This is a genomic window from Flavobacterium hydatis (assembly GCF_000737695.1).
GTDB lineage: Bacteria > Bacteroidota > Bacteroidia > Flavobacteriales > Flavobacteriaceae > Flavobacterium > Flavobacterium hydatis.
Map to the genome: position 1 here is coordinate 1 of NZ_JPRM01000091.1, position 635 is coordinate 635.

At 40.3% G+C, this 635-nt stretch carries 1 protein-coding gene; it reads left to right on the forward strand.

What is annotated here, in order from left to right; translation table 11 throughout:
- Positions 1–635, forward strand: a 635-nt coding sequence (locus tag IW20_RS25165; RefSeq protein WP_035629168.1) for an HYR domain-containing protein, incomplete at both ends; no start/stop codon positions are given.

Genomic DNA, 635 nt, shown 5'->3' on the forward strand with positions numbered 1-635 from the left:
ATAACCGATACAGAAAAACCAGTTAAACCAGTTCTGGCAGATGTTATCGCAGAATGTTCTGCAACGGTAGCAGTTCCAAGCACAACAGATAATTGCAAAGGAACAGTAACAGGAACAACGGCAGATCCGTTAAGCTATACAGCGCAAGGTACCTATACGATTACCTGGAGTTTTGATGATGGAAATGGCAACATAGAAACCGCACTTCAAAAAGTAATAATTAAAGACACCCAAAAACCAGTTATCACTTGTCCAGTGGATATTAATCAAGTTGCTGAAGCTAACCAATGTGGCGCAACAGTATCTATAGTAAATCCAACAGCAACCGATAATTGCTCGACAACGTTCACCTTTACAGGAGTTCGTTCAGACAGTAAATTATTAACAGATTTATATCCAGTAGGAAAAACAACAATAGTATGGACAGCTACCGATGCTTCAGGTAACACTTCGGCATCATGTGAGCAAATTATTACTATAACCGATACAGAAAAACCAGTTAAACCAGTTCTGGCAGATGTTATCGCAGAATGTTCTGCAACGGTAGCAGTTCCAAGCACAACAGATAATTGCAAAGGAACAGTAACAGGAACAACGGCAGATCCGTTAAGCTATACAGCGCAAGGTACCTATAC